Origin of the sequence: Erwinia sp. BNK-24-b, from assembly GCF_047456155.1 — a bacterium.
Lineage (GTDB): Bacteria > Pseudomonadota > Gammaproteobacteria > Enterobacterales > Enterobacteriaceae > Erwinia > Erwinia phyllosphaerae.
In genome coordinates, this window is record NZ_CP179901.1 from 991,170 (window position 1) to 1,016,490 (window position 25,321).

Annotated in this window: 24 protein-coding genes; 20 read left to right on the forward strand and 4 right to left on the reverse strand. The window is 56.0% G+C overall.

Annotated features, from left to right (window positions below; genetic code table 11):
- Window positions 1-128: 128 nt before the first annotated feature.
- From ACMGGR_RS04620 to glnB, 4 genes are all read left to right on the forward strand, one after another.
- Window positions 129-1,556: a sensor histidine kinase gene (locus tag ACMGGR_RS04620; protein WP_414148273.1), complete on the forward strand. Its 1,428-nt coding sequence runs from the start codon at window positions 129-131 to the stop codon at window positions 1,554-1,556.
- Complete coding sequence (qseG, locus tag ACMGGR_RS04625) at window positions 1,556-2,257, forward strand: two-component system QseEF-associated lipoprotein QseG (RefSeq protein WP_246760693.1); 702 nt, start codon at window positions 1,556-1,558, stop codon at window positions 2,255-2,257. The genes ACMGGR_RS04620 and qseG overlap by 1 nt, the downstream gene beginning before the upstream one ends.
- Window positions 2,254-3,585 carry a two-component system response regulator GlrR gene (gene glrR, locus ACMGGR_RS04630; protein ID WP_246760694.1) on the forward strand — a complete coding sequence of 444 codons (1,332 nt, stop codon included), beginning with the start codon at window positions 2,254-2,256 and terminating at the stop codon, window positions 3,583-3,585. Before qseG ends, glrR begins: the two co-directional genes overlap by 4 nt.
- A gap of 127 nt (window positions 3,586-3,712) precedes the next feature.
- A complete protein-coding gene (glnB, locus tag ACMGGR_RS04635; RefSeq protein ID WP_246760695.1) occupies window positions 3,713-4,051 on the forward strand; it encodes a nitrogen regulatory protein P-II in 339 nt (112 codons plus the stop codon).
- A 403-nt stretch (window positions 4,052-4,454) separates the two neighbouring features.
- Here glnB and hmpA read toward each other — a convergent pair whose 3' ends face one another.
- On the reverse strand, window positions 4,455-5,639 hold the full coding sequence (hmpA, locus tag ACMGGR_RS04640) for an NO-inducible flavohemoprotein (RefSeq protein ID WP_414148274.1): 1,185 nt from the start codon (window positions 5,637-5,639) through the stop codon (window positions 4,455-4,457).
- Between the two features lie 333 nt (window positions 5,640-5,972).
- Between hmpA and glyA the strand changes: the two genes are divergently transcribed.
- Together glyA and ACMGGR_RS04650 are read left to right on the forward strand one after the other, a co-directional pair.
- Window positions 5,973-7,226 carry a serine hydroxymethyltransferase gene (gene glyA / locus ACMGGR_RS04645; protein WP_246760697.1) on the forward strand — a complete coding sequence of 418 codons (1,254 nt, stop codon included), beginning with the start codon at window positions 5,973-5,975 and terminating at the stop codon, window positions 7,224-7,226.
- Window positions 7,227-7,296: 70 nt separating this feature from the next.
- On the forward strand, window positions 7,297-8,439 hold the full coding sequence (locus ACMGGR_RS04650) for a 3-phenylpropionate MFS transporter (RefSeq protein ID WP_414148275.1): 1,143 nt from the start codon (window positions 7,297-7,299) through the stop codon (window positions 8,437-8,439).
- Here the strand turns inward: ACMGGR_RS04650 and csiE are convergent.
- Entirely contained in the window at window positions 8,434-9,699 is a 1,266-nt protein-coding gene (gene csiE / locus ACMGGR_RS04655; protein WP_246760699.1) for a stationary phase inducible protein CsiE, read from the reverse strand. The genes ACMGGR_RS04650 and csiE overlap by 6 nt on opposite strands.
- Window positions 9,700-9,886: 187 nt before the next feature.
- On the opposite strand from csiE, the gene ACMGGR_RS04660 reads away from it, so the two are divergent.
- Together ACMGGR_RS04660 and ACMGGR_RS04665 are read left to right on the forward strand one after the other, a co-directional pair.
- Window positions 9,887-10,480 carry a DUF1007 family protein gene (locus ACMGGR_RS04660; RefSeq protein ID WP_414148909.1) on the forward strand — a complete coding sequence of 198 codons (594 nt, stop codon included), beginning with the start codon at window positions 9,887-9,889 and terminating at the stop codon, window positions 10,478-10,480.
- Complete coding sequence (locus ACMGGR_RS04665; RefSeq protein WP_414148276.1) at window positions 10,471-11,502, forward strand: nickel/cobalt transporter; 1,032 nt, start codon at window positions 10,471-10,473, stop codon at window positions 11,500-11,502. Before ACMGGR_RS04660 ends, ACMGGR_RS04665 begins: the two co-directional genes overlap by 10 nt.
- Before the next feature lie 49 nt (window positions 11,503-11,551).
- On the opposite strand, the gene suhB is transcribed toward ACMGGR_RS04665, so the two are convergent.
- Window positions 11,552-12,355, reverse strand: a complete 804-nt coding sequence (gene suhB, locus ACMGGR_RS04670) for an inositol-1-monophosphatase (RefSeq protein WP_246760702.1) — start codon at window positions 12,353-12,355, stop codon at window positions 11,552-11,554.
- A gap of 117 nt (window positions 12,356-12,472) precedes the next feature.
- Between suhB and trmJ the strand changes: the two genes are divergently transcribed.
- From trmJ to sseB, 5 genes are all read left to right on the forward strand, one after another.
- On the forward strand, window positions 12,473-13,201 hold the full coding sequence (gene trmJ / locus ACMGGR_RS04675) for a tRNA (cytosine(32)/uridine(32)-2'-O)-methyltransferase TrmJ (protein ID WP_246760703.1): 729 nt from the start codon (window positions 12,473-12,475) through the stop codon (window positions 13,199-13,201).
- 154 nt (window positions 13,202-13,355) lie between these two features.
- On the forward strand, window positions 13,356-13,853 hold the full coding sequence (iscR, locus tag ACMGGR_RS04680; RefSeq protein WP_246760704.1) for a Fe-S cluster assembly transcriptional regulator IscR: 498 nt from the start codon (window positions 13,356-13,358) through the stop codon (window positions 13,851-13,853).
- 105 nt (window positions 13,854-13,958) lie between these two features.
- Complete coding sequence (locus ACMGGR_RS04685) at window positions 13,959-15,146, forward strand: IscS subfamily cysteine desulfurase (RefSeq protein WP_414148277.1); 1,188 nt, start codon at window positions 13,959-13,961, stop codon at window positions 15,144-15,146.
- A gap of 159 nt (window positions 15,147-15,305) precedes the next feature.
- A complete protein-coding gene (pepB, locus tag ACMGGR_RS04690) occupies window positions 15,306-16,589 on the forward strand; it encodes an aminopeptidase PepB (protein ID WP_414148278.1) in 1,284 nt (427 codons plus the stop codon).
- Between the two features lie 47 nt (window positions 16,590-16,636).
- The gene (sseB, locus tag ACMGGR_RS04695; protein ID WP_246760707.1) at window positions 16,637-17,401 is read left to right on the forward strand and encodes an enhanced serine sensitivity protein SseB; all 765 of its coding nucleotides are present in this window, start codon (window positions 16,637-16,639) and stop codon (window positions 17,399-17,401) included.
- A gap of 112 nt (window positions 17,402-17,513) precedes the next feature.
- Here the strand turns inward: sseB and sseA are convergent, their stop codons facing one another.
- Entirely contained in the window at window positions 17,514-18,368 is an 855-nt protein-coding gene (gene sseA, locus ACMGGR_RS04700; protein WP_414148279.1) for a 3-mercaptopyruvate sulfurtransferase, read from the reverse strand.
- Between the two features lie 275 nt (window positions 18,369-18,643).
- On the opposite strand from sseA, the gene ndk reads away from it, so the two are divergent.
- The 7 genes from ndk (at window position 18,644) to ACMGGR_RS04735 (ending at window position 25,321) form a co-directional block, all read left to right on the forward strand.
- Complete coding sequence (ndk, locus tag ACMGGR_RS04705) at window positions 18,644-19,075, forward strand: nucleoside-diphosphate kinase (protein ID WP_414148280.1); 432 nt, start codon at window positions 18,644-18,646, stop codon at window positions 19,073-19,075.
- A 179-nt stretch (window positions 19,076-19,254) separates the two neighbouring features.
- Window positions 19,255-20,415, forward strand: coding sequence for a bifunctional tRNA (adenosine(37)-C2)-methyltransferase TrmG/ribosomal RNA large subunit methyltransferase RlmN (locus ACMGGR_RS04710; RefSeq protein ID WP_246760710.1), 1,161 nt, complete (start codon window positions 19,255-19,257; stop codon window positions 20,413-20,415).
- 79 nt (window positions 20,416-20,494) lie between these two features.
- Window positions 20,495-21,217 carry a type IV pilus biogenesis/stability protein PilW gene (gene pilW / locus ACMGGR_RS04715; RefSeq protein WP_414148281.1) on the forward strand — a complete coding sequence of 241 codons (723 nt, stop codon included), beginning with the start codon at window positions 20,495-20,497 and terminating at the stop codon, window positions 21,215-21,217.
- Entirely contained in the window at window positions 21,207-22,172 is a 966-nt protein-coding gene (gene rodZ, locus ACMGGR_RS04720; RefSeq protein ID WP_246760712.1) for a cytoskeleton protein RodZ, read from the forward strand. The genes pilW and rodZ overlap by 11 nt, the downstream gene beginning before the upstream one ends.
- 37 nt (window positions 22,173-22,209) lie before the next feature.
- Window positions 22,210-23,331 (forward strand): flavodoxin-dependent (E)-4-hydroxy-3-methylbut-2-enyl-diphosphate synthase, encoded by a 1,122-nt coding sequence (gene ispG, locus ACMGGR_RS04725; RefSeq protein WP_246760713.1) that lies wholly within the window; start codon window positions 22,210-22,212, stop codon window positions 23,329-23,331.
- Window positions 23,332-23,397: 66 nt separating this feature from the next.
- Window positions 23,398-24,687: a histidine--tRNA ligase gene (gene hisS, locus ACMGGR_RS04730; RefSeq protein WP_414148282.1), complete on the forward strand. Its 1,290-nt coding sequence runs from the start codon at window positions 23,398-23,400 to the stop codon at window positions 24,685-24,687.
- 13 nt (window positions 24,688-24,700) lie between these two features.
- The gene (locus ACMGGR_RS04735; RefSeq protein ID WP_414148283.1) at window positions 24,701-25,321 is read left to right on the forward strand and encodes a YfgM family protein; all 621 of its coding nucleotides are present in this window, start codon (window positions 24,701-24,703) and stop codon (window positions 25,319-25,321) included.

The window sequence follows — 25,321 nt, forward strand, 5'->3', positions numbered from 1 at the left end:
TGGCGGTTATTACCGACATCGCTCTAGCGGCAGGCTTTTAAGCCTGCCGTTTTTCATTCTGCCGCAGGGCTTTCTTCCGGCGTCGCACTCAGCTAGCATCGGGCTGAACTGTCTAAAGAGAGCTGCGCGTGAAAACATGGCGTTTTTTTCCCCAATCCTTACGTCAGCTGGTGCTGATGGCCTTTCTTCTGGTGCTGCTGCCGCTGCTGGTGCTGGCGTGGCAGGCATGGGAAAGCCTCTCCGCCTTAAGTAACCAGGCGGCGGATACCAACCGCTCGACCCTGACCGACGTGCGGCGCAGCGAGGCGATGGCGCGTACCGCCCTTGAGCTGGAGCGAAGCTATCGCCAGTACTGCGTGCTGGACGATCCGATGCTGGCCAATCTTTATCAAAGCCAGCGGACCAAATATGTACAGATGCTCGCGGAGCAGACGGCAGCGTTGCCGAACGAGAAGCTTTCTCAGACGCTACAGCAGCTGCTTTCCCGCCTGGATAAAATCAGCTGTGAAAACAGCAGCCCGGTAAAAGCGGCCTCCGATAATCTGGAAAGCTTTTCCGCCACTAACGGCCAGCTGGTGCAGTTTACTCGCGAAGCGGCCTTTTCTCGCGGGCTACAGCTACAAAGAGAGATAGCCGAGCGCGGCCAGTATTTTGGCTGGCAGGCGCTTATCCTTTTTCTGCTGAGCCTTGGCCTGGTATTGCTGTTTACCCGCATGATCATTGGGCCGGTAAAAGCCGTGGAGCGCATGATTAACCGCCTGGGGGAAGGGCGTTCCGCCAGCCATAATCTGGCCTTAAAGGGGCCGCGCGAGCTGCGTTCGCTGGGGCAGCGCATCCTGTGGCTGAGCGAGCGGCTGGTCTTTCTGGAATCGCAGCGGCACGAGTTTTTGCGACATATCTCGCACGAACTGAAAACGCCGCTGGCCAGCATGCGGGAAGGCACGGCGCTGCTGGCGGATGAAGTGGCCGGCCCGTTAACGGCTGACCAGCGCGATGTGGTGACTATTCTTGATGAAAGCAGCCGTCATTTGCAGCGGCTGATTGAGCAACTGCTGGACTATAACCGTAAGCTTTCGGAAGCGCAGATAGTGTTGAAACCCGTTGAGCTGGGGCCGCTGATTGACCGCATCGTCGATAGCCATAATCTGACGGCGCGCAAACGTATGATGCAGACGGACATCACGCTGGCGGCCAAAACGTGCCGGGCAGAAGAGACGCTGCTGACCAGGGCGGTCGATAATCTCTACTCGAATGCGATACACTACGGCGACGAATCCGGTACTATCTGGATCCGCAGCTGGCCAGAGGGCCGCAAGGTCATTATCGAAGTCGCTAACAGCGGCTCGCCAATTCCCGAAAGCGAACGGGCGATGATCTTTGAACCGTTTTTTCAGGGCAGCCAGCAGCGCAAAGGCGCGGTAAAAGGCAGCGGTCTGGGACTCAGTATCGCCAAAGATTGCGTGAACCGTTTACAGGGCGATCTCAGGCTGGCGACCAGCAAACAGGCGGACGTTTGCTTTCGCATCGAACTCAATTCTATCGTCGAGCATAAATAATGAGATCTTCACTCTTTTTTGCTGCGGGATTTTTTGCGCAGCCGGGCAAACTGACCGCTATCACGCTGCTGGCCGGCTTGCTGGCGGCCTGCGCAAGCCATAAGCCAGACGCCAGAATAGCCGGGCTCCACGAGGCCAAAGAACCCGAAGCGAGCGTGATTGACTATCGACTGGTCGACTGCGCGCTGATCTGGAATGTTGAAGAAAGCAAAACCGATAACGCGCTTTACTGGCTACGGGCGATGGACTGTGCCGCCAGGCTATCGCCAGCCGATGCCCGCGCCGAAGCAAGACGCCAGATAGCTGACAGCTGGCAGGCCGCGTTTAAACAAGGGGTGCTGATGGCTAACGGTAACGTCACGCCGATTGAACGACGCCAGTATATGCTGCATCTTGACGAATTTGGCCGCGACTTTCCGGCCCCGGTCAGAACGTTACAGCAGCTGTGGCGCGATAACCAGATGGCGCAGCTCCAGCTTTCAGAAGAGCGCACGCGCTATCACCATCTCCAGCAAACCAGCGACGCCCAGCTGGACACGCTGCGCCAGCAGCAGGTGGCTTTAAGCGCAGAATTAAAGGTCACGCGCCGCAAGCTTGACTCGCTAACGGACATTGAGCGCCAGCTTTCATCTCGCCACTCTCCTGACAGCACAGACAATCACAACGATAAAAGCGGCGTGGAAAAGGAGACCCGACAATGAAAAAATCGGCCAATCTGCTGCTGGTGGACGACGATCCGGGCCTGCTGAAGCTGCTTGGAATGCGCCTGAGTAGCGAAGGCTTTAGCGTCTTTACCGCCGAAAGCGGCGCGGAAGCGCTACGCATGCTGCAAAACCAGCGCATCGATCTGGTGATCAGCGATTTAAGAATGGACGAGATGAACGGCCTGGCGCTGTTTGGCGAAGTGCAAAAAAGCCATCCTGGCATGCCGGTTATCATCCTGACCGCGCACGGCTCTATCCCGGAGGCCGTTTCCGCCACGCAGCAGGGCGTTTTCAGCTTCCTGACTAAACCTGTCGATCGTGATGCGCTGTATAGCGCTATCGACCAGGCGCTTGCCCAGCGCGCGCCGGCCAGCGACGATGCATGGCGTGAAAGCATCGTTACCCGTAGCCCGCTGATGCTGCGGCTGCTGGAGCAGGCCAGAATGGTCGCGCAGTCGGACGTCAGCGTGCTGATCTCCGGCCAGAGCGGTACCGGTAAAGAGGTGTTGGCTCAGGCAATCCATGCGGCCAGTCCGCGAGCGAACAAGGCCTTTATCGCTATTAACTGTGGCGCACTGCCGGAACAGCTGCTCGAATCGGAGCTGTTCGGCCATGCTAAAGGTGCCTTTACCGGCGCGGTCAGCCAGCGGGAAGGGCTGTTTCAGGCGGCGGAAGGCGGCACGCTGTTTCTTGACGAAATTGGCGATATGCCGCAGGCGCTACAGGTTAAGCTCCTGCGCGTTTTGCAGGAGCGTAAAGTCCGGCCGCTCGGTAGCAATCGCGATCTGGATATTAACGTGCGCATCATTTCTGCCACCCATCGCGATCTGCCAAAAGCGATGGAGAAAAAAGAATTCCGCGAGGATCTTTTTTACCGTCTGAACGTAGTCGCGCTACGTATTCCGGCACTGCATGAACGCGCTGAAGATATTCCGCTGTTGGCAAACCATCTGTTAAAACAGGCGGCCGAGCGGCATAAACCCTTCGTGCGCAGTTTTTCTACCGACGCGATGAAGCGCCTGATTGCCGCCAGCTGGCCGGGTAACGTACGGCAGCTGGTCAACGTTATTGAACAATGCGTGGCGCTAAGCTCCGCGCCGGTTATTGGCGAGGCGCTGGTTGAACAGGCGCTGGAAGGCGAAAATACGGCGCTGCCTGGCTTTGTAGAGGCCAGAAACCAGTTTGAGCTGAACTATCTGCGTAAGCTGCTGCAAATGACCAGGGGTAACGTAACCAACGCGGCTCGCCTGGCGGGACGCAACCGCACGGAATTTTATAAATTACTGGCGCGTCACGAGCTGGATCCCTCTGATTTTAAAGAGTAGTTTTTTTGTGCCGCTTCAGGGTCGGGATGTGATAGGTTATCCACCCGGAAAAGAGACGGGCTGTCCGCTGTCCGTCCACTAAAATACACTTATCCTCCGGCTGGTGAGGGAATAACAAGGGCCTGTCATGAAAAAGATTGATGCAATTATCAAACCGTTCAAGCTGGATGACGTGCGCGAAGCGCTTGCCGAAGTAGGGATCACCGGTATGACCGTGACCGAGGTAAAAGGTTTTGGTCGTCAGAAAGGCCATACCGAACTCTATCGCGGCGCGGAATACATGGTCGATTTTCTGCCAAAGGTGAAGATTGAGATCGTGGTGGCGGACGATATTGTCGATACCTGCGTGGAAACGATCATGAAAACCGCCCAGACCGGAAAAATCGGTGACGGCAAGATTTTTGTATTCGATGTGGCTCGCGTAGTACGTATTCGTACCGGCGAAGAAGACGAAGAAGCTATTTAAGCCGCTCGAGCGCTGATGAAAGGCCGATAAAGCCATCGGCCCTAGGCTACTTTTCTGAGCCAGCCTGTCTTGAGTTACTTCTCAGAGCCAGCCTGTCTTGAGTTACTTCTCAGAGTCAGCCTGTCTTGAGTTACTTCTCAGAGCCAGCCTGTCTTGAGTTACTTCTCAGAGTCAGTCTGCCTGGGCTACTTCTCAGAGTCAGTCTGCCTGGGCTACTTCTCAGAGCCAGCCTGTCTTGAGTTACTTCTCAGAGTCAGTCTGCCTGGCGCTACTTCTCAGCGCCAGTCTGCATCAGGCTACTGTTCAGAAACCACCCCGCAATAGCCAGCTGTTTAGAAAGCTATCTGCTCAGACGCCGCTCCAGGGCGGCGTCCTGCTTAACAGGCTTAAGCCCACGCCTCGCTTAAATCACCTTATGCGGACCAAACACTTCGTAGTGGATCCGATCGGTATCTGTCCCCATTTTTACCAGCTGTGCAGCAACAAACTGCATAAACCCAATCGGGCCGCAAAGATAGTAATGCGTAGCCGGATCGCTGAACTGGTTTTTTATCGGCAGCAGGTTCATCAGGCCCGGCACGTTATAGCGATTGTGGTCTTCAGGCTGCGGGTCTTTGTACCAGATATACTGAGAAAAAAGTGTAAGCTGACCGCCAGCGGCGGCAACCTCAGCGGCAAAAGCATGCGTTTTGCCATTATCAGCCGCGTGGAACCACTGCACGCGTGCCGGATGTCCGGCGGCCGCCAGTACCTCGAGCATCGCCAGCATCGGCGTCTGGCCAACGCCTGCGGAAATCAGCGTGACCGGCGTTTGCGGCTGCACGTTCAGGAAGAAATCACCGGCCGGAGCCGCGAGCTGTACTTCGTCGCCCACGCGCGCATGCTGATGTAACCAGCCGGAAACCGTTCCGCCTGCTTCATAACGCACGGCAATTCGGTAATCTTTGCCGTTAGGCGCGCGAGTCAATGAATACTGACGGATTTCCTGATTGGCAAAGCTTTCGTTGCGCACCCATACGCCCAGATATTGTCCGGCCTGATAGTCGGCTACCGGCTTGCCGTCCGTGGGAACCAGCAGGAAACTTTTAATCACTTCACTTTGCTGCGTAATCTCCGCAATACGGAAGGCGCGCGGTGTCCGCCAGCCGCCCGGCTTCTGCTCCGCGGCTTCATAAAGCTCTTCCTCGCGCTTGATAAACACGCCAGCCAGCACGCCGTAAGCTTTCCCCCAGGCATCCAGCACTTCCTGGCCGGGGCTGAGCATTTCATCCAGCGTGGCCAGCAGGTGCTCGCCGACAATCTGATACTGTTCCGGCTTCACTGCAAAGCTGGTGTGCTTCTGCGCGATTTTTTCTACCGCGGGCAGAATAGCGGGTAGATTTTCAATATTCCCTGCATAGGCGCAGATGGCGTTGAACAGCGCTTCCCGCTGATTGCCATTGCGCTGGTTACTCATATTAAAAATGTCTTTCAGCTCGGGATGATGGGTGAACATCCGCTCATAGAAGTGAGCGGTGAGGGCAGGACCGGTTGCCAGCAAAGCGGGAATGGTTGCCTTAATGGTGCTGATAGTCTGGGCGTCTAACATAGCGTGCTCCTGGGGATCTCTATAAGTTGCATTTTAAATGCATCTTATAGCGAAACGGCCTGTTTTGTAAATATCCCTCTACTAAACAGGGTGATTTATTACCGCATAAAACAAGCGAAGATGAAAAATTTGCATTCGCATGATGAGGGATTATCCAGCTCGCCGCGTGGAGAAAACGATTAATTAACCCTTGCCAGCCGTAGAGCCAATCGTTTGCGTAAAAACCGCGCTTTCTGGCTATCCCTGAACGGGCAAAACGGTTTACACTGTTGGCCTTCGCCCAAAAGGGCCGTTCAATGCCGAATAGATTGTTAGCTGAGTCAGGAGAAGCGGATGTTAAAGCGTGATATGAATATTGCCGATTATGATGCCGAGTTGTGGCAGGCAATGGAGCAAGAGAAAGTGCGTCAGGAAGAGCATATTGAACTGATTGCTTCGGAAAACTACACCAGTCCGCGCGTCATGCAGGCGCAGGGATCTCAGCTGACCAACAAATATGCCGAAGGCTATCCGGGCAAGCGCTACTACGGCGGCTGTGAATATGTGGATATCATCGAGCAGCTGGCTATCGACCGTGCGAAAGAGCTGTTTGGCGCAGACTATGCCAACGTGCAGCCACATTCCGGCTCACAGGCCAACTTTGCTGTTTATACCGCGCTGCTGCAGCCGGGCGACACTATTCTGGGCATGAACCTGGCGCACGGCGGCCATCTGACCCACGGTTCACCGGTTAACCTGTCCGGTAAGCTTTATAACGTGGTGCCTTACGGCATCGACGAAACCGGCAAAATTGACTACGACGATCTGGCTGCACAGGCGCAGAAGCACAAGCCGAAAATGATCATTGGCGGTTTCTCTGCCTATTCCGGCGTCTGCGACTGGGCAAAAATGCGCGAGATCGCAGACAGCATCGGCGCTTACCTGTTTGTTGATATGGCACACGTTGCTGGCCTGATCGCCGCAGGCGTTTATCCAAACCCGGTTCCTCATGCGCATATCGTTACCACCACCACGCATAAAACGCTGGCTGGCCCGCGTGGCGGCCTGATCCTGGCGAAAGGCGGCGACGAAGATCTGTATAAGAAACTGAACTCTGCCGTCTTCCCTGGCGGCCAGGGCGGCCCGCTGATGCACGTAATTGCCGGTAAAGCGGTAGCGCTGAAAGAAGCGATGGAGCCAGAGTTCAAGGTCTATCAGCAGCAGGTTGCCAAAAACGCTAAAGCAATGGTGGAAGTGCTGCTGGAGCGCGGTTACGACATCGTTTCTGGCGGTACCCACAACCATCTGTTCCTGATCGATCTGGTGGCGAAAAACCTGACCGGTAAAGAAGCCGATGCGGCGCTGGGCCGTGCCAACATCACCGTAAACAAAAACAGCGTGCCGAACGATCCGAAAAGCCCGTTTGTGACTTCCGGTATCCGTATCGGTTCCCCGGCCGTAACCCGTCGCGGTTTTAAAGAAGCCGAAGTACGCGAGCTGGCTGGCTGGATCAGCGATATTCTTGACAACGTCAACGATGAAGCCACTATCGAACGCGTGAAAAAGCAGGTGCTGGAACTGTGCGCCCGCTTCCCGGTATACGCATAAAATTTTAGCTTTAACGATAAAACGGGACTTGATGTCCCGTTTTTTTTGCCTGAATTTTGCCGGAGGGAAAATGGCAATTCGTTCTGCCTGGTGGCTTGCGCTGGGTTACTTCACCTATTTCTTTGCCTATGGCGTCTGGCTACCTTTCTGGGCCGTGTGGCTAAAAGGCGTCGGTCTGGATGCTGAAAAAATCGGTCTGCTGCTTGGGGCTGGCATGGTTGCCCGCTTTACCGGTAGCCTGCTTATCGCTTCCCGCGTCACCAATCCTTCTCGATTAATTACCGTGCTTCGTCTGCTGGCTGGCTTATCGCTGCTGTGCGCGCTGGGCTTCTGGATCGGGACTTTTTGGGTCTGGCTGCTGCTGGTGATGATTGGTTTTAACCTGTTTTTCTCGCCGCTGGTGCCGATCAGCGACGCGCTGGCCGCCACCTGGCAACGGCAGATTGCGATGGCCTACGGGCCGGTCAGGCTATGGGGATCGCTGGCGTTTGTTATCAGCTCTGCGTTGACGGGCGTACTGGTTAACGCTTTCTCTTACCAGGCCATTTTATGGCTGCTCTGTGCGGGCGTGGCGGCCATGCTTGGCGGCATGCTGTTTCGTCCGGCGGTAATGCCGCAGGGCAGCGAAAAGCAGGTGGAACGCGCCAGCTGGCAGGACTGGCAACGGCTGCTGAAGGAAAATGCGGTCTGGCGCTTTTTGCTGTGCGTAATGCTGATGCAGGGTGCGCACGCGGCTTATTACGGCTTTAGCGCTATCTGGTGGCAGGATGCAGGCTATTCCGCCAGCGTGGTGGGCTACCTCTGGTCGCTGGGCGTGGTGGCGGAAATCATTGTTTTTGCCGCCAGCGGTAAACTGTTTCGCCGCTGGACGGCGCGTGATTTGCTGCTGCTTTCCGGCATTTGCGCGCTGATCCGCTGGAGCCTGCTGGCCTCGACAACCGCTTTACCGCTGCTGGTGATAGCGCAAATTCTGCACTGCGGCAGCTTCACCATTTGCCATCTTGCTGCCATGCGCTTTATCGCAGCCAGGGAAGGAGCGGAAGTGATTCGCCTGCAGTCCGTTTATTCAGCAGTCGCAATGGGCGGCGGCATTGCGGTCATGACGGTCGTCTGCGGCTTGCTGTTCCCGCATCTGCACGGCAATATTTTTTGGGTGATGGCGCTGCTGGTCGTTCCGGCGCTCTTTCTGCGTCCAAAAGCGGCCGGTTTATGATTCAAGCAGCAGCCGGATACGTTCCTGCTGATGAGACTGCAACGGCAGTTCCGCATGAATTAACGGCGGAGAATAGAGCGGCAGCGGCGTGGCGTAAGGCGTAATCACCAGCGCAATACCTTTCGGCGCGCTGCTGCGCTGATACTCGATGACATCCAGATATTTAATGCTCAACGGCAGCAGCGTCAGTTCTCTGAGCTGCTGTTCGACCTGCTTTTCCAGCTCGCGATCTTTTCCGGTCAGCAACAGCACCTGTTTTTCCTGTAGAACGTTCTCCTGCATCAGCCAGGCACCAAAGATAATGGCAATCAGACCCATCTCTTCCTGCGAGAAAGCCAGCCCGTAATGCTGCTCGAAGTTGACGATCGCTTCTTTGGTGGTGCGCAGCAGCCGGGGATAGAGCTGGACCACCTCGTCCGACAGGCTGTTATCAATGCCGATGCCGAACAGGCAGCGTTCCAGCGCCTGAGCAAGGTGGGTATAAAGCTGTTCGCCAAGCTCGTCTGGATTGCTAAAAAAATGGCCCGAAAGCATTTGAAAGCGCTCGATCAGCAAGTGCACTTCTTCATGCAGCTGGCGCTGGTAGTCGAAACGAATGTCGGCCACCACGGGGGCATGAATCTGGCTAAACAGCAGCGCGAGCAAACAGGCAACGCTGCTGTCCGGCGCGTTTTTACAGCGTTTCTGCCAGTGGTTAACTATCTCCTGCGCTACCCTGAATTCTGCGCGCGCTGACAGCCAGGCCTGCTGCGATTCGTTAAAGGCCAGTTCCGCCCGGCAGCACAGTACGTACTGCATAAACAGCGGCAAAAACTGGCGGTCACGGTCAGTAAAATCCCGTGCCAGCCCCTGCGAGCAATGTTGGATCAGCGCGCTCAGGTTATGCTCGTCGTAGAGCAATTTTTCCATTTGCAAACGTTGCAGCTGCTGTTTGATGGCGGGCGAAAATTGCTGGCGAACGAAATCGGGCGTCAGCCGCAGCGCACGTCTGAGCCAGTGCAGCAGGCACAGCTGCCGATCCAGTTCCGCACCTTCGATCGCAAAGCTTTCGCTGGCTGGCTGTACAACAGCGAGCCTGTGATAGCGCTGGATTTCTGCCGCCACCTCCGCTATATCTTGCCGGGCAACGGCAGGATCAACGCCGTTGAGCTGGCAGACGAGATCCAGCGTTACGCTGGTCGGAAGATAAAGCAGTAAAAGCAGGTGGCAGCGTCGCTGCGGGCTGGAGAAAGCAGCAGGCCCGGATAAGGATTCTGTCATGGTCTGCCGTCTCTGTTAAAAGCACTTCGCTAAGAATAGCGTGATTGCCTTCGACTAAACCGACAGTCCCAACATTTTTTTGTAGCTTTTAAGGCAGGTCACAGAATTGACTGTCCGAGCAGAAAAGGAGCAGATATTGTTACGTTATAACGTTTCCATTACTCTGGTTTTCGTGGCATTCTTTGCCATGGCACCGCTGGCCTGGAGCCATCCCCATAGTTTTATCAGCATGCAGACGACGCTGGTGCATCAGGACAATCAGCTTACCGGCCTGAAAATGCGCTGGGTAATGGATGAAATCACTTCCGCCGATTTGCTCTACGACGCGCGCTCTGCCAAACCTGATTCCGTTATCTGGAAAAAGCTGGCCGCAGAAGTCATGGCAAACGTGCTTGGGCAGCACTATTTTACCGAGTTCTGGCATCAGGGAAAACCGGTAAAATTTGGTAATTTACCGCCGGAATACCGGTTGCTGAGACAGGGAAATAAAGCCGTGCTGGAGTTTATTTTACCGCTGGGCGAGCCGCAGCCGCTGGCCGGACAACGCTACAGCTTTTCCGTTTTTGATCCGACTTACTTTGTTGATATGACTTTTGATTCTGAAAAAGCGTTACATATTCCTGCGGAGCTGGCCCGGCAGTGCCGCTTCAGCTTAAAAACGCCCGATCCCAATACCTCCTTGCAGGCCTATGCGCTGTCGCTGGATAAGGCTGACGCGCCGCCAGCCGATATGGATTTAGGCCGCCAGTTTGCCCAGACGGTAACCTTACTATGTCAGTAATCTCCTGTTTATTGCCTTCGCGCCGCCGCTGGCTTCAGGCCTGGCCGCTTTATCTTTTGCTTTTGCTGTTTACCGCAGCGGGCATCACGTTGTGGTTCTCCTGGCCGCAAATTTTATTACAAAGCGTGGTCTGGCAGCGGAATCTGCACGTTGAGATGACGGCGCTGCTGCAACAGGTTGCAAGCCAGCCGGGTCAGGTCGGCGTAACGCTGATGGGCTTTAGCCTGGTTTACGGCATTCTGCACGCGGTGGGGCCTGGTCACGGCAAAGTGGTTATCGCCACTTTTCTGGCAACGCATCCGACAAAGATGAAAACCAGCATCAGGCTGACGCTGGCCGCCGCCGTATTGCAGGGCGGTGTGGCGATTGCGCTGGTAACCATCATGCTGACGGTGCTGCAACTCTCTTCGCGCCAGCTGCATATCAGCAGCTACTGGCTGGAAAAGGGCAGCTATCTGCTGGTGGCAGGGCTGGGTCTTTGGCTGTGCTGGCGCGCGGCCGCCAGGATGGTTCATCTGTTGAGAAAGCCCAAAATGGTTATCCGTAACGTGCTGCCCGCTACGCAGGTTGGTGTGCATCCGCATCAATATCAGCACAAACATCAGCACCACGAACAGTGCGGCTGCGGCCATCAGCACGTGCCGGACAGCGGAATGCTCGACAAAGCGGTCAGCGGCAAAACCAAAGCGCTGGTGGTGCTGTCGATGGGCCTGCGTCCCTGTTCCGGCGCGATTATGATGCTGCTGTTTGCTAAAGTGATTGGCGTTTACTGGTGGGGCGTGTTGTCGGCGCTGACGATGGCTGTCGGCACGGCGATCACGGTAACCGCTATGGCGCTGCTGGTACAGGTTTCCCGCGCGCTGGCGCTAAAGCTCAGTCAGAATAAAAAAGGGCAGGGCGGGCAAAAACTTCTGTGGGCCTGTCTGTCATTTACGGGTGGGCTAATGCTGGTGGCAATCGGCACTATTCTGTGGCTGAGCGCGCAACCGGCGATGTCCGGCGGTATTCGACCCATGTTTTAAGCATAAAAAAAGGCCGAACGAAGGTTCAGCCTTTTATCACCGGGGCGACTTAGCGCTTCAGCGCTTCGCTCAGCTCGTCACGCATAGAGGCCAGCATCGCTTTCACCACGCGCGGATTACCCGCTACGATGTTGCCAGAATGCATATAGCCATGCGCGCCCACGAAGTCGGTAACCAGGCCGCCCGCTTCACGCACCAGCAGTTCGCCTGCGGCGAAATCCCACGGCTTCAGACCGATTTCGAAATAGCCATCCACGCGACCCGCGGCCACATAGGCCAGGTCCAGCGCGGCAGAGCCGGAGCGGCGGAAGTCCGCACACTGGGTAAAGAGTTTGCCAACGATATTGATATAAGGCGTGGCGTGCTGCTTCAGCTTGAACGGGAAGCCGGTAGCCAGAATGGTGCCGTCCAGATCGCGAGCGGTAGAACCACGCAGGCGATAGCCGTTCAGCTGGGTGCCCTGGCCGCGAACGGCGCTAAACAGTTCGTTACGCATAGGATCGTAAACCACGGCCACTTCGGTGCGGCCTTTAATGCGCACGGCGATAGAAACGGAGAAGTGAGGCAGACGCTTGATGAAGTTGGTGGTGCCATCCAGTGGATCGATAACCCATTGCACATCCTGGTCTGTTCCGGCTAACTCACCACTCTCTTCGGTAATGATGGTGTGCTGCGGATAAGACTTGCGAATCACCTCAATAATCAGGCGCTCGGCGTCGCGGTCAACATTGGTAACGAAGTCGTTGCTGCCTTTCTGGCTGGCTTCAACGGCGTCCGGAGTTTCATAATTTTTGGCAATCAAATTACCGGCCTTGCGCGCAGCGCGCACGGCGATGTTGAGCATCGGATGCATCGGTCTCTCTCACTGGATGTTAAAGAACGGAAAACGGCGCGGATTATAACAGCGGGTTCATTAAAAGTCCTGAAAATATGTTAATATCCCAAAATTATCTCACAGACCTGAATCCCTATGCTGCAAAACATCCGAATCGTGCTGGTGGAAACTTCTCACACCGGCAATATGGGTTCCGTCGCTCGCGCGATGAAAACCATGGGCCTGACCAACCTTTATCTGGTTAATCCGCTGGTAAAACCTGACTCGCAGGCGATTGCCCTGGCCGCCGGTGCCAGCGACGTCATTGGCGAAGCGCACATTGTCGACACGCTTGATGAAGCGCTGGCCGGATGTAGCCTGGTCGTGGGCACCAGCGCTCGCTCGCGTTCGCTGCCGTGGCCGATGCTTGACCCGCGCGAATGCGGTATCAAAAGCGTGCAGGAAGGCCAGCAGGCACCGGTTGCGCTGGTGTTTGGCCGTGAACGCGTGGGCCTGACCAACGAAGAGCTGCAAAAGTGCCACTACCACGTCGCTATCGCCGCGAACCCGGAATACAGCTCGCTAAATCTGGCGATGGCGGTACAAATCATCGCTTATGAAGTTCGTATGGCCTGGCTGCAGTCGCAGGAAAGCAGCCAGCCAGAATATGAAGAGTCGCCTTATCCGCTGGTGGACGATCTGGAACGTTTCTATCAGCATATGGAGCAGATGATGGTCAGAAGCGGTTTTATCCGCGAAGGCAATCCTGGCCAGGTGATGAGCAAAATGCGCCGCCTTTATACGCGAGCGCGCCCGGAGCGTGACGAACTGAATATTCTGCGCGGCATGCTCTCTTCGCTGGAGAAGCCAAAGAGCGAAAAGTAACTGAAAAAGCACAGCGGTAACGCGGGTAATAGTTGAGTAAATTACCAGGTTAAATACTTGAGTGATTTACCAGGTTAAATAGTTGACCAAATCACTCGGGAATGGCAGACTTGCGACCATCGAATGTTTCTGAATAACCGAGGTCGATTACGCCATGAGACTGACATCCAAAGGCCGTTATGCCGTTACTGCTATGCTCGACGTTGCACTTCACTCACACCAGGGACCCGTCCCTTTAGCTGATATTTCAGAGCGTCAGGGCATCTCCCTGTCCTATCTGGAACAGCTGTTTTCTCGCCTGCGCAAAAATGGTCTGGTGGCTAGCGTTCGCGGGCCGGGTGGCGGCTATCTGCTGGGTAAAGAGGCTGGCGCAATCGCAGTAGGCGCGGTAATTACCGCCGTGGATGAGTCCGTAGACGCGACCAAATGTCAGGGTAAAGAAGGCTGTCAGGGCGGTGAGCGCTGTCTGACCCACGTACTGTGGCGCGATCTGAGCGAGCGCATCAGCGACTTCCTGAACAATATTACGCTGGCCGAGCTGGTCAATAACCAGGAAATCCTGGACGTGGCCGACCGTCAGAACAACACTGAAAAAGCTCGCGTGCCGGTGGGCCGTGTGCTTGAAACTATTAACGTCAATCTGCGTGCCTGATTAAAGCGGCGGTGCCCGCGCCGCCCGTTATACCGTTTCGGAGACGAGCATCGCCGATAGATCGGTCGCGTTGAATGACATACTACATGTACGGAGTTCAACGCAATGAAAGTCCCGATTTACCTCGATTACGCCGCGACTACGCCCGCCGATCCTCGCGTAGCGGAAAAAATGGTGCAGTTTCTGACTATGGACGGCACCTTTGGTAATCCGGCTTCCCGTTCCCACCGCTTTGGCTGGCAGGCTGAAGAAGCCGTTGACGTCGCCCGCAACCAGGTTGCCGAACTGATCGGTGCCGACCCCCGTGAAATCGTCTTTACCTCTGGCGCGACCGAAGCCGACAATCTTGCTATTAAAGGCGCTGCCGAACTCCGTCAGGAGAAAGGCAAACACATTATTACCAGCCAGACCGAGCACAAAGCGGTGCTGGATACCTGCGTTCAGCTGGAGCGGGAAGGGTTTGAGGTAACTTATCTGCAACCCCAGGCCGACGGCATCATCACGCTACAGCAGCTGAAGGATGCAATGCGCGACGACACCATCCTGGTTTCTATCATGCATGTAAACAACGAAACCGGCGTGGTGCAGGATATTGCCGCCATCGGCGAACTGTGCCGCTCGCGGGATATCCTTTTTCATGTTGATGCCACCCAAAGCGTTGGCAAACTGCCGCTGGATCTCAGCACGCTGAACGTCGATCTGGCCTCTTTCTCTGCCCATAAACTTTATGGCCCAAAAGGGATCGGCGGCCTTTTTGTCCGTCGCAAACCGCGTATTCGTATTGCTGCGCAAATTCACGGCGGCGGACATGAGCGCGGCATGCGTTCCGGTACTTTGCCCGTGCATCAGATTGTCGGCATGGGCGAAGCTTACCGTATCGCTAAAGAAGAGATGAGCAGCGAAACCGCTCGCCTGAATATGCTGCGCAGAACTTTGTGGGCTGGCCTGAGTGAAATCGAAGAGTTTTACCTTAACGGCAGCCTTGAGCAGAGCGCCCCCAATATTCTGAACGTCAGTTTTGCCCACGTCGACGGCGAGTCGCTGATCATGGCGTTAAAAGACCTGGCGCTTTCTTCCGGTTCCGCCTGTACTTCCGCCAGCCTGGAGCCTTCTTACGTTCTGCGCGCGCTGGGACTGAGTGAAGAACTGGCACACAGCTCGCTGCGTTTCTCGCTGGGTCGTTTTACGACTGGCGAAGAAATTGACTACGCCATTGAGCTGGTACGCAAATCAATTAGCCGCCTGCGCGATGTTTCTCCGCAGTGGCAGGCTTTCAAAGCGCGCTCCCGCTAACCCTTGCGGCCGCTGAGCGGTATTTTTCAGGATTCTGACGGGCTGATTCGGCCCGTTTTTCATTTATTCTGTTACTCTGGAAAATGAACAGGCAGCAACATTGACTGCCGCGTCCGGCTTTTCAGGCCGGAACGACCGTTTTTAACAAGGAGCGATGCGATGACAACCACGCCAATGATCATTACGCTGTCAACGGCAGCGGCAGATGCACGCTGGGGCGAAAAAGCGACCCTGACCAGCAACGACAGCGGAATGACAATTCACCTGGTGGGCGGCGATACGCTGACCACTATCCAGCGTGCGGCACGCAAAATTGATGCACAGGGGATCCGCCACGTTAGCCTGGAAGGCGACTGGGATCTGGAAAAGAGCTGGGCATTCTGGCAGGGCTATCGTGGGCCAAAAGGCGAACGCAAAGTAGAGTGGGCCGCGCTGAACGAGGCCGACCAGAAAGAGTTCGATCGCCGACTGAAAATTATCGACTGGGTACGCGACACCATCAATTTGCCGGCGGAAGAGCTTAGCCCTGAGCAGCTGGCGCAGCGCGCGGTCGATCTGCTTTGCGGCGTAGCGGGCGAGAAAGCCAGCTACCGTATCACCAAAGGCGAAGACCTGCGCCTGCAAGGCTACGCGGGGTTACACACTGTTGGCCGCGGCTCTACGCGCAGCCCGGCGTTGCTGGCGCTGGATTACAATCCGACCGGTGACGACAGCGCGCCGGTATTTGCCTGCCTGGTCGGCAAGGGTATCACCTTTGACACCGGCGGCTACAGCCTGAAGCCGAGCGGCTCAATGGATTCGATGAAGTCCGATATGGGCGGGGCGGCGACGCTGACCGGTGCGCTGGCGCTGGCCATTAGCCGGGGACTGGATAAGCGCGTCAAACTCTATCTTTGCTGCGCCGACAATATGGTGAGCGGCAACGCTTTCCGCCTGGGCGATATTATCCGTTATCGCAACGGCAAAAGCGTTGAGGTAATGAATACCGATGCGGAAGGGCGCCTGGTGCTGGCCGATGGCCTGATTGACGCCAGCGAACAGAACGCGGAGCTGATCGTTGACGCCGCCACGCTGACCGGCGCGGCCAAAACCGCGCTGGGGAATGATTATCACGCGCTGTTCAGCTTTGACGACGAGCTGGCGCAGTCGCTGCTGGCCAGTGCCGGTAGCGAAAACGAGCCTTTCTGGCGTCTGCCTCTGGCCGAATTCCATCGCGGCTATTTACCCTCCAGCTTTGCTGACCTGAACAATATCGCTGCACCTTCCCATACGGCGGGAGCCAGCACGGCGGCCGCTTTCCTGTCGCATTTTGTTAAAAATTATCAGCAGGGCTGGCTGCACATTGACTGTTCGGCGACCTATCGTAAGGGCGCTGTCGATCAGTGGTCGGCTGGCGCGACCGGGCTGGGCGTACGTACCGTGGCAAATCTGCTGCTGAAATAGTATCTGTAGCCGGGCCAGGCGGCCCGGCACCTTGACGGAATGCAATAATGAACGAAACCAATCAACGCCTGGAAGAGGTTTTGCAACTGGCGGCCACCGAGCCTGCGCATCGTCCGGAATTTTTCGCCTTGCTGCTGGATGCAAGCGTCTGGGTACCGGGCAAAAGCGCGGAGCAGTCCGCCACGGATGAAGTCGAGCTGCAGCACTGGGAGAAGGACGACGGAACCAGCATTATTCCGTTCTTTACCTCTGAGCAGGCTTTACAGCAGGCGGTAACCGAAGAGCTGCCGTTTCTGGTGATGCCGGTACGCACGCTGTTTGCCATGACTCAGGGCGAAACGCTGTTTCTGAATGCAAAGTTGCCCGTCGGCAAAGAGTTTTCCCCGCGTGAAATCAGCAATTTGCTGGGTGAGAACGGTAATGCGCTCAGCCAGCAGACGGTGCTGGAAGGCGGCACGACGCTGCTGCTGTCGGAAATTGCCGAACCGCCCGCGCAAACTATCGCCTCATTAACGCAGCTGTTCGCTAAATATAAACAGGTACGGCGTGCCTGGGTTGCGCATATTAAAGAAGCGGCAGAGCAGAAGCCGAATTTACTGATTGGTATTGAAGCTGACAGCGATATCGACGCCATTATTCAGGCTGCCGGTAGCGTAGCGACCGATACGCTGCTGGAAGATGAGCCGGTAGATATTTGCGAAGTGGTCGAGAATGACAATATCGGCCATTTTTTCACCGCCCATATCACCCCTTTTTATGAGCGGCGGTGGGGGAGTTTTTTACGATCGCTGAAGCAGGATCGGATTATCTAGGTGACAAATGCGCCCGAATTATTTAGCTTTTTCGGGCGTTTTTTGTCTGCCAATTAAAAAAGAATTTATTCAGGTAACTTAATAAAGCGCCGCTGAATTGTTAGTCCCTTTTTTAGCGTGCGGGTGCAGGCTCAATCGGTAAATCATCACGGCTTCCCCATTCGCCCCATGAACCGTCATAGAGCGTCACGTCTTCTACGCCCAGCGTGTTCAGGGCCAGAATCAGTACCACCGCCGTTACGCCGGAACCGCAGCTGGCCACAATCGGCTCGTCCAGCTTCACGCCCTGACGCTGAAAAATGGCTCTCAGCGCCTCAGGTGATTTTAGCTCGCCGTTTTCCACCAGCTCGTTCCACGGCACGTTCAGGCTGCCGGGAATATGGCCGCGATGCAGGCCGGGGCGGGGTTCGTCAACTTCAGCGTTAAAACGGTTGGCTGCCCGTGCGTCAACAATTTGCGCGCCGCCTTCGTGGCTAATGACCATGACTTCGGTGATGCGCTTGACCACCGCCGGATCGAAACGCGCCTCGAATTCCGCCTCTGGCAGGGCGACATCGCCGGACGCCAGTTCAAAACCGGCCTCGCGCCAGCCTTTCAGCCCGCCAGCCAGTACCGAAACGTTTTCCACGCCGAACTGGCGCAGCATCCACCAGGCGCGCGGCGCTGAGAAAAGGTTGCCTTCATCATAAACCACCAGGTGTTTATCGCTGCTAATGCCCAGCTCGCGCATGGCTACGGCAAAGGCTTCCGCACGCGGCATCATATGTGGATAGGGGCTGCTACTCTCGGAGAGCGCTTCAATATTAAAAAAGGGAGCGTCAGGCAGATGGCTGGCGCGATACTCCGCCTGAATATCACGCACCTTTTCCTGGCCTGGCGGCAGCATGCGCGCGTCCAGTACCTGGAGATCGTCATCGGCATAGTGCTCTGCCAGCCAGTCGGCGGTTACAAAAAAAGAGGAAGTCATAGCGGCCTCGCTGTAGGGATAAGTGTTTTGAGTGTCGGCTATCCTGACGGCCATCACAAGCCTTTGCCCGCACCGGTTTACGGTTAACGTCAGCTTTGCGCTATTTTTGTACGATTAGGCTGCTGCGTTACTAATCTGTATGCAGTTAAGCGATTTTTTTAATGATTTGTTGAATCTCCGATAGGCAACAACGGCTATCAACCCTATAATCGGCGCCATTTTCTCGGCCGGGGAGCCTTTTCACCGGCTAAACTAGACGTTAAACAGGGGTCAATATGACTATCGAACGTACTTTTTCTATCGTAAAACCGAACGCGGTGGCAAAAAACGTAATTGGTGCCATCTTCAACCGTTTTGAAAGCGCTGGCTTCAAAATCGTTGGCTGCAAAATGCTGCACCTGACCAAAGAGCAGGCTGAAGGCTTCTACGCAGAACACCAGGGCCGTCCTTTCTTCGACGGTCTGGTTGAATTCATGACTTCTGGCCCGGTAGTGGTTTCCGTTCTGGAAGGCGAAAACGCCGTACAGCGTCACCGTGACCTGATGGGTGCAACTAACCCGGACAACGCGCTGGCCGGTACGCTGCGTGCCGATTACGCGGACAGCTTCACCGAAAACGCTACCCACGGTTCTGACTCTGCCGAGTCTGCAGCCCGTGAAATCGCGTTCTTCTTCGGTGAAAAAGAAGTGTGCCCACGCACTCGTTAAGATTATTGACGGCCGGGCTGTGCGGCGCGTTTACAATTTATTTTCATAACGCCCTTTAATCCGCAGAGCCACTGCCTGTACAATAATGCGCCCCTGGTGAGCCTGCTCAGCGGGGGCGTTTCATTTATACTCCTTAACCCCCAGCGCCATAACGTGTAACAACGAGGCCAGAGAAAATTATGTCAGAACAAATTGTGACCCCGTCGTCTGCTATCACTACGCCTAAGAAAGAAAAAATCAACCTGCTCGATCTGAATCGCCAGCAAATGCGCGAGTTTTTCGTTGGTCTTGGCGAAAAACCTTTTCGCGCCGATCAGGTGATGAAGTGGATTTATCACTACTGCTGTGATGATTTCGACGAAATGACCGACATCAACAAAGTTTTTCGCGGCAAGCTGAAAGAGCTGGCCGAGATCCGCGCGCCGGAAGTGGCGGAAGAGCAGCGCTCGGCGGATGGCACCATCAAGTGGGCCATTACCGTTGGCGGCCAGCAGGTCGAAACGGTCTATATTCCGGAAAAAGATCGCGCCACGCTGTGTGTTTCTTCCCAGGTAGGCTGCGCGCTGGAATGTAAGTTTTGCTCAACCGCGCAGCAGGGCTTTAACCGCAACCTGCGCGTTTCGGAAATTATCGGCCAGGTATGGCGTGCGGCGAAGATTATCGGCGCATCCAAAGTCACCGGCCAGCGTCCTATCACTAACGTAGTGATGATGGGCATGGGCGAACCGCTGCTGAACCTCAACAACGTAGTGCCGGCCATGGAAATCATGCTGGACGATTTCGGTTTTGGCCTGTCAAAACGCCGCGTAACGCTTTCTACCTCGGGCGTGGTGCCCGCGCTGGATAAGCTGGGCGACATGATCGACGTTGCGCTGGCCATCTCTCTGCATGCGCCAAACGACGCCATCCGCGATGAAATCGTCCCTATTAATAAAAAGTACAATATCGAGACTTTCCTGGCCTCGGTCAGCCGTTATATTTCCAAATCTAATGCTAACCAGGGCCGCGTGACCATTGAGTACGTTATGCTGGATCACGTCAACGACAGCACCGATAACGCTCACGAGCTGGCCGCGCTGCTGAAAGAGACCCCGTGCAAAATTAACCTGATCCCATGGAACCCCTTCCCTGGCGCGCCTTATGGCCGTAGCTCAAACAGCCGCATCGATCGCTTCTCTAAAGTGTTGATGGATTACGGATTTACCACTATTGTGCGTAAGACCCGTGGCGACGATATCGATGCCGCCTGCGGACAGCTGGCCGGCGAGGTCATTGACCGCACGCGTCGTACTATGCGGAAAAAACTGGCTGGTGAAGCCATTTCTGTGAAAGCGCTCTGAAACCAGGCAGCGAGTAGCTAAAGCGGCTTGTTCGCTTAGTGAAAGGGCGTAACATCGCTTCCGCTACAAGGAGGCGATTATGGGTAAAGGATTACCGATCTGGCTGGTTGCATTACTGTTTTCAGGCTGTAACCTGTCGCCACAGCGCAGCGAGCTGGCGGAGACAAGGCTACAATTAGGGCTGGTTTATCTGGCGCGCGACGAACTGGCACCCGCCGGGCGCAATCTGCGTCAGGCGTTGGCCCTGGCGCCAAAGGATTACCGCTGCCAGCTGGCGATAGCTCGCTATTATCAGCGTACGGGCGACAGCGCGGCGGCAAGCGCCAGTTATCAAAAAGCGCTGGGGCTGGCAGAACAAAACCGTGACGTAATCAATAATTACGGTGCGTTTCTCTGTCGATTAGGGCAGTATGATGCGGCTCAGCAGCAGTTTAGCAAGGCGGTGGGTTTAGCAGGTCGCGCCGACGCGCTGGAAAATGCCGGATACTGTTATCTCCTGGCGGGAGAGCAGCAGAAAGCAAAAGCCGTGCTAATGGAAGCAACGCGAAACGATCCGCTGAAGGGGGCTGCACTGCTGGCAGAAGCCGAAAGGCGATTTGGAAAGAATGAGCGCGATACGTCGCGGCTCTTGTTAGATGTTTATCAACGCAACTTTGCCGCTTCGGCGCAAAGTTTGTGGTTAGAGATTCGCTTCGCCGCGCTGGCTAAGCGTCCCGAAGCCATCAGGCTTGCCGGGGAGCAGCTGGCGCGAAATTTTCCACAATCGATACAGTACCTGCATTTTTTAGCTAATGAATACTGAAGCCACTGATAAATCAGCAACAAATTCAACAGGCGAGCGCCTGCGCGAAGCGCGTGAGCAGATGGGCCTTTCTCAACAAAACGTTGCGGAGCGCCTTTGCCTGAAACTTTCCACCGTACGCGATATTGAAGAGGACAAGGCGCCTGCGGATCTGGCGTCAACCTTCCTGCGTGGCTATATCCGATCCTACGCCCGGCTGGTACACGTGCCGGAAGAAGAACTGCTGCCGATGATGGCGAAACAGGCACCCGTGCGCGCCGCCAAAGTGGAGCCGATGCAGAGCTTTTCGCTGGGCAAACGCCGCAAAAAGCGCGACGGCTGGCTGATGATTTTCACCTGGCTGGTGCTGTTTGTGGTGGTGGGCCTGACCGGTGCCTGGTGGTGGCAAAACCACAAGGCCGCGCAGGACGATCTGGTTTCGATGGCCGATCAGAACGCGGATACCAGTAACGGGCAGTCGATTCCGCTGAACGACAGCGGCGCAGACACCACTCAGCCTGCTGAAGCCACAACTGCCGGGCAGGCACCGGCAGCAGAGGCGACAGCGCCAGCCGACAGCGCGCAGCCTCAGGCAGCGGCTGCGGCTACGCCAGCGCAGCAGGCTCCGGCCGCTGCCGCTGCGCCGGCTGCGGTTTCACCTTCCCAGGTACCGGCAGATAATGCCGGTAATAGCCAGATGCCAACGGCCGCCGCGGCCGTTAGCGCGGAAGCAAAGGCGCTGGTGATGAATTTTAGCAAGGACTGCTGGCTGGAAGTCTCCGATGCAACCGGCAAAAAACTGTTCAGCGGAATGCAGCGCAGTGGTGGTAAACTCAGCCTTACCGGCACCGCACCATATCGTCTGAAGATTGGCGCGCCGGGCGCAGTTCAGATCCAGTATCAGGGTCAGCCGGTCGATCTGAGTCGTTTTATCCGTACCAACCAGGTTGCCCGCCTTACAGTCGGTGCGCAATAACGCATCTTCTGGTCGCGAGTAATTCCGGAGAAAGAATATGCATAACGAAGCACCCATTATCCGTCGCAAATCAAAGCGCATTTACGTCGGCCAGGTGCCGGTGGGCGACGGCGCACCCATAGCCGTCCAGTCCATGACCAATACGCGCACCACCGATGTGGCTGCCACGGTCAATCAAATCAAAGCGCTTGAGCGCGTTGGCGTGGATATTGTTCGCGTCTCTGTTCCTACCATGGATGCCGCGGAAGCCTTCCGCCTGATCAAGCAGCAGGTCAACGTCCCGCTGGTTGCTGATATCCATTTTGACTACCGCATCGCCCTGAAAGTCGCTGAATATGGTGTTGACTGCCTGCGCATTAATCCCGGCAACATCGGCAATGAAGAGCGAATTCGTCAGGTCGTCGACTGCGCGCGCTACAACAATATTCCTATCCGCATCGGCGTTAACGCCGGGTCGCTGGAAAAAGATCTGCAGGAAAAGTACGGTGAGCCAACGCCGCAGGCGCTGCTCGAATCCGCCATGCGCCACGTCGATCATCTCGATCGCCTTAACTTCGACCAGTTCAAAGTCAGCGTTAAGGCCTCCGACGTTTTCCTGGCCGTAGAATCTTACCGCCTGCTGGCTAAGCAGATTGAGCAGCCGCTGCACCTGGGCATCACCGAAGCAGGCGGCGCGCGAGCCGGTGCGGTAAAATCCGCCATCGGTTTGGGGCTGCTGCTGTCAGAAGGCATCGGCGACACGCTGCGTATTTCGCTGGCGGCCGATCCCATTGAAGAAGTGAAGGTCGGTTTCGATATCCTGAAATCGTTGCGCATCCGTTCCCGCGGCATCAACTTTATCGCCTGTCCAACCTGTTCGCGTCAGGAGTTTGACGTTATCGGAACGGTTAACGCGCTGGAGCAGCGGCTGGAAGATATCATTACGCCGATGGACGTCTCGATCATTGGCTGCGTAGTCAACGGGCCGGGCGAAGCGCTGGTCTCTACGCTGGGCGTAACCGGCAGCAACAAGAAAAGCGGCTTTTACGAAGACGGCGTGCGCCTGCGCGAGCGCCTGGATAACGACGATATGATCGACCAGCTGGAAGCGCGTATCCGCGCCAAGGCCGCGATGATGGACGAATCCCGCCGTATCGATGTACAGCAGCTGGAAAAATAAATGAGTGCGGGCCGGGTTTGTCTTAACGACAGGCCGCGCCCGCCGGAATAAAAGAAGAGAAGAAAAGTGGCGAAGAATATTCAGGCAATCCGCGGCATGAACGACTATCTGCCGGCAGATACCGTCGTCTGGCAGCGCATTGAACAGATCCTTAAGCAGGTGCTGGCCAGCTATGGCTATAGCGAAATCCGCCTGCCGATTGTAGAGCAGACCCCGTTATTCAAGCGCGCTATCGGTGAAGTGACCGACGTGGTTGAAAAAGAGATGTACACCTTTGACGATCGCAACGGCGAAAGCCTGACGCTGCGTCCGGAAGGAACGGCGGGCTGCGTGCGTGCCGGTATCGAGCACGGTCTGCTGTACAATCAGGAACAGCGTCTGTGGTATATCGGGCCAATGTTCCGCTACGAGCGTCCGCAAAAAGGCCGCTATCGCCAGTTCCATCAGATTGGTGCGGAAGTCTTTGGCCTGCAGGGCCCGGATATTGATGCCGAACTGATTATGATGACCGCGCGCTGGTGGAAAGCGCTGGGTATCGCCGACCACGTTCGCCTTGAGCTGAACTCTATCGGTTCGCTGGAAGCGCGCGCTAACTATCGCGATGCGCTGGTGGCTTTCCTGGAAACCCATAAAGACGTTCTGGACGAAGACTGCAAGCGCCGCATGTACAGCAACCCGCTGCGCGTACTGGACAGCAAAAATCCGGATGTTCAGAACCTGCTGAACGATGCGCCGGTGCTGGGCGACTATCTGGACGTGGATTCGCGCGAACACTTTGATGGCCTGTGCCAGCTGCTGGATGCCGCGGGCATTGCCTATACGGTCAACCAGCGCCTTGTTCGCGGTCTGGATTACTACAACCGTACCGTTTTTGAATGGGTTACCAGCAGCCTGGGCGCGCAGGGCACTGTTTGTGCCGGCGGACGTTACGATGGCCTGGTAGAACAGCTGGGCGGACGCGGCACGCCAGCCGTGGGCTTCGCGATGGGGCTGGAGCGTCTGGTGCTGTTGGTGCAGGCAGTTAACCCGGAATTTGAACCGACGCGCATTGTCGATGTCTATGTTATCGCTTCAGGGGCTGGCGTGCAGGCGAGCGCTATGCAGCTGGCGGAAAAACTGCGTGACGCCGATCCCTCGCTGAAGCTGATGACCAACTTTGGCGGCGGCAACTTTAAGAAACAGTTTGCCCGTGCCGACAAATGGGGCGCGCGCGTGGCGCTGGTGCTGGGTGAAGAAGAAGTCGCCAACGGTCAGGTCGTCATTAAAGATTTGCGTAACGGCGAGCAGCAAAAGCTGGCGCAGCAGGATGTAGCCGCCACGCTGGCAGCCATGCTGCAGCAGACAGCCGCGATTTAAGGAGAGAGTTTGCGTGGAAGTATATAGCAACGAAAATGAGCAGGTCGACGCGCTAAAAGGTTTCTTTGCGCAGAACGGCAAAGCGCTGGCAATCGGTGTGATCATCGGTATCGGCGCGCTGGCAGGGTGGCGCTACTGGAGCAGCCAGCAGGATAACGGCAGTCGTGAAACCTCGGCGGCCTACCAGCAGGTTTCTACCGCGCTGGACGGCAGCAAGCCGGCCACGCTGGATGCGGCAGCAAAATTTGTCAGCAGCAACAGTAACACCTATGGCGCGCTGGCCTCGCTGGATCTGGCGAAGCGTTATGTTGATAACAACCAGCTGGATAAAGCTGCGCTTCAGCTGGAAACCGGGCTGAAAGCCACCAAAGACGCTGACCTGCAGGCCGTGCTCAACCTGCGTCTGGCGCGTATCCAGCTGCAGCAGAAGCAGGCGGATGCGGCGCTAAAAACTCTGGATGCGATCAAGGGCGACGGCTGGACGGCAATTATCGCCGACGTGCGTGGCGAAGCATTGCTGAGCCAAGGCGACAGCAAGGGTGCTCGTGAAGCCTGGAGTAAAGGCATCGGCTCTAACGCCTCATCGGCGCTGAAAGAGATGCTGCAAATGAAAATGAATAATCTGCCGGGTTAA